This is a genomic window from Sphingomonas sp., from assembly GCF_035490575.1.
Taxonomy (GTDB): Bacteria; Pseudomonadota; Alphaproteobacteria; order Sphingomonadales; family Sphingomonadaceae; genus Sphingomonas.
Genome location: NZ_DATJLI010000152.1, coordinates 1 through 3,559, shown reverse-complemented (window position 1 = coordinate 3,559; position 3,559 = coordinate 1). Strand labels below are relative to the sequence as shown.

Here is a 3,559-nt window from a genome sequence, read left to right as displayed (position 1 = left end):
ATCGCCTCCGTCGCGGCCAGCCCGTCGGCCAGCCGTCCTTTCAACAACACGTCGACGCCCTGATCCGCCAGCGTCAGATGCACGTCGATCCGCCCCGATGCGGGCAGATGCGCCGCCAGCAAGCCGCGCAACGGCTGGATCAACGCAAACAATTCAGGCGCCAGCACCCAGCATTCGTCCAGGTCGATCAACTGATGGCTTTTCGCCTGGGTAAAGCCGAGATGCACCTGTCGCCCGCGCCGTTCGGCATGAAGCGTCGCGCGGCGGCGGGTGCGGGGCGGGCTGATGATCGGGGCGCGAACATCGGTCTCCAGCCCCTGCGCCTGCAACGCGCCGATCACACGGTCAGACAGATACTGGCCATAGGCGGCGTCATCCAGATGCTGGAGCTGACAGCCGCCGCATTCCGGATAATGGCGGCAAGGTGCCGCCTGTCGATGCGCGCCGGGCACGATGCTGCCATCGCCCAGCACCTGATCGCCGGGCGCGGCCAGCGGCACATGGCGGCCGCTGGCGGTGACGCCCTCTCCCCGCGCGGCGACGCGGATGATTTCATCTTGGGTCACAGACATTCGGCGATCGCGGTCGGGAGTTGCATCGGCAGGTCATCGGCGACCAGCGCCGGTCCCGCAAGTCTTGCCGCGCGGGCATGGAGCCACACCGCCTCGCACGCTGCCTGAACCGGTTCACCCACCACCGCCAGCCGCGCGGCGGCCAGCCCGGCCAGCACATCGCCCGTCCCCGCCGTCGAAAGCCACGCGAACGGATGCGCCATCCACGCGCGACCATCGGGCGCGGCAATGATGGTGGCCGCACCCTTGTGCACGATCACAGCGCCAGTGATCCGCGCGGCGTCGAGCGTGGCGGCGATCCGGTCGCCCTCGACCGGCCCGAACAACCGCTCGAACTCGCCGCCATGGGGCGTCAGGATTGTCGGCGCAGGCCGCGCGGCGAGCGCCTCGACCGAGAGCAGCGCCAGCGCGTCGCCGTCCATCACCAGCGGCCGGTCGCTTGCCAGCCATGCCCGAACCGCCGCCCGCGCGCCGGCGTCGCGGCCCAGCCCCGGCCCGATCAGCGCCGCCGCCGCCCTGTCCGCGTCGATGGCGTCGCGGTGCACCACGGCGTCGAACGGCACGCGTGCATCGTCGCTGGCCAGCACGACATAACCCGCGCCGCCGCGCGCCGCCGCCGCTGCGGAAAGGCGCGCCGCGCCCGCCATCGCGCCGCCGTGGATGCCCACCAGCCCGCGCGTATATTTATGATCGTCGCTGCCCGGCGCGGCGATGCGCGGGCGGGCCAGCATCGTCACGTCGCTTCCGATCGGAATGCCGATCGGATCGAGCAGCAGCGCTCCGCTGGCGCCGATCCCCGCGCCCTGCACATGCCCGCGCTTCAGCGCGCCCAGCGCCAGCGTGGCGTCCGCGTGCAGCACCATGCCCATCGCCGCGCCGCTATCGGCATCCAGTCCCGATGCGATGTCGATCGCCAGCACGAATCGCGCAGCGCCCCGCAGCCGCCGGATCGCCCCCGCCACGCCACCCTCGATCGGCCGTGACAGGCCGATGCCGAACAGCCCGTCGACAATCACCGGGCGTTCGGGCGCTTCCGACAACGGCACGATCGGCCCGGACCAGCCGGCGCGCATCGCCCCGGCCGCGCCGCGCCATTCATCCCCCAGCGTCGCGACCGTCACATCCAGCCCCATCGCCGCCAGCAATCGCGCGGCGGCAAAGCCGTCGCCGCCGTTATTCCCCGGTCCCGCCAGCACGAGCACCGGCTGTCCCATGGCAAAGCGCGCCGTTTCGCGCGCGACCGCAGCCCCGGCGCGCGCCATCAGTTCGTGCTGGGTCACGCCGCTTGCGAAACGGGCGCTCTCCGCTGCGCGCATCGCATCGGCGCTGACGATGGGCGCGCCCGCGATCAAGGTCCGTCGCCCCTGGCGGGCAAATGGAAACGCGCGCCGCCCACCGCCACCTCGATCTGGTTGCCGACCGTCGCCACCTGCGCCGGCTCGGCGCCATCGGCGGTGGTGACGGTGCGGCCGTCTTCGCTGACGCGCAGCCGGTGGAACCCGCCATCGGGCAGCCGCAGCGTCAGCACGACACCCGCCGGATCGCGGACACGATCGACGGTGCAGACCGGCCGCAGTTCGGCCTCTCCCGGCGGAGCGCACGGGATTTCGAGCGCGGCGGCCAATGGCGATCCACCCTGCCCGCCGCCTGCATCGTTGGCAGGCGGCGAACCGCATCCCGCAAGCGCCGCGACGCCAAGCCATCCGAGCCTGCTTCTCATTCGCCCCTCCAGATCCTGTCCCGCGCGGCGATAATGACCGGCGCCAGAATATTGCACCACCGCGCCACGCCGCCCGTATCCGCAATCAGGTCTTTGCGGACCTCGATCGACACGCACGCAATGCCGCGTGCTTCGCCATGCCGGTTGAGCGTGGCGTTCAGCACGCGACCCGAATAGGGTTCGTTATCGCCGGTTTCGATGCCCTGTGCACGCAGTCCCGCGACCAGCACTCGCGCCGCGCGCACGTCGCGATTATAGAGAACCCCCGCTTCCAGTGTGCGCGGCGGATTGCCACCCGTTTCAAGCTGGCGGGTAAAGCTGTGGATCGCGACGATCAGGCGCGGCTTGCGCGCCGTGACGGCGTGCGACAGCGCCGTGTGATAGGGCGCGTGAAACCACGCGATGCGCTCAAACCGATCGGCCCCGTCATTGCCCGGCACCGATACGCCGTCGCTTTCGACCGGGATCAGCGCGGGATGGTCGGGTTCGCGGTGCAGGTCGATCACCAGCCGCGAAACCGTGGCGAGCATTGCCGGCGCCGCCAGTCGCGCGGCCAGCGCGCGCGTCAGCGGCTCGGCCCCGATATCGACCGCGACATGGCGCTGCATGACGTCGGGATCGACACCCAGCACGATGCCATCAGGCACCCGGTTCGATGCGTGATCGCAAAGCAGCAAAATGTCGGCAGTGCCGTCGATGACGACCACCGGCGGATGGGGTTGCGGTTTCGTCAAGTGTCGACGCCCCCACCGCGTGGGAGGTGGCGAGGCCCGAAGGCCCGGCCACCGGCAGACGATCCGCTCCCGGCGTACGGCCCGCTATCCCGCTCATCCGCAAGAACCATGCCGGATGATTCGTCCAGAGGCGAAAGCGGACCCACGTCCCGGCGCGGGACTCCGACTGTCACGACAGTGCCGTTTCGAGACACCACCAGCCACGCGCACGGGTCATCGCGGCGGCAGCGGCACGTGCATCCACATCGTCGAACAGCGCGAAACAGGTCGCGCCCGATCCCGACATGCGCGCAAGGCGCACGCCCGGCATATCCTTGAGCACCGCCAACACGTCGCCCACGATCGGGACCAGCGCCCGCGCCGGCTGCTCAAGGTCGTTGCGCCCCGCCATCGCCACCGCCAGCGGATCGCCGCTGGCGATCGGCCCGCGATCGACGCCGTCCCACTTGGCAAACACCGATGCCGTCGAAACCGGCACGCGCGGATTGACCAGCAGCACCGGCATCGGCGGCAGCACGGGCAGCGGCTCCAGC

The 3,559-nt window shown here is 70.8% G+C and carries 4 protein-coding genes and 1 pseudogene; all 5 read right to left on the bottom strand.

The genetic code is table 11. The features are described from left to right. Positions 1–572: class I SAM-dependent RNA methyltransferase (locus tag VL973_RS11360; RefSeq protein WP_475526680.1), on the bottom strand; the 572-nt coding region annotated here is incomplete at its 3' end. Continuing rightward, a complete protein-coding gene (locus tag VL973_RS11355) occupies positions 563–1,924 on the bottom strand; it encodes an NAD(P)H-hydrate dehydratase (RefSeq protein WP_325284133.1) in 1,362 nt (453 codons plus the stop codon). The genes VL973_RS11360 and VL973_RS11355, both read right to left, overlap by 10 nt. Beyond that, positions 1,921–2,292: a hypothetical protein gene (locus VL973_RS11350; protein ID WP_325284132.1), complete on the bottom strand. Its 372-nt coding sequence runs from the start codon at positions 2,290–2,292 to the stop codon at positions 1,921–1,923. Before VL973_RS11350 ends, VL973_RS11355 begins: the two co-directional genes overlap by 4 nt. Continuing rightward, the gene (locus VL973_RS11345) at positions 2,289–3,026 is read right to left on the bottom strand and encodes an N-formylglutamate amidohydrolase (protein WP_325284131.1); all 738 of its coding nucleotides are present in this window, start codon (positions 3,024–3,026) and stop codon (positions 2,289–2,291) included. Before VL973_RS11345 ends, VL973_RS11350 begins: the two co-directional genes overlap by 4 nt. A gap of 169 nt (positions 3,027–3,195) precedes the next feature. Then, positions 3,196–3,559, bottom strand: a pseudogene (locus tag VL973_RS11340) (4-(cytidine 5'-diphospho)-2-C-methyl-D-erythritol kinase); the annotation flags it as partial.

What these genes read in the sequence shown, in the direction of transcription:
- VL973_RS11350 (WP_325284132.1), bottom strand. Translation starts at nt 2,292, where the DNA reads ATGAGAAGCAGGCTCGGATGGCTTGGCGTCGCGGCGCTTGCGGGATGC.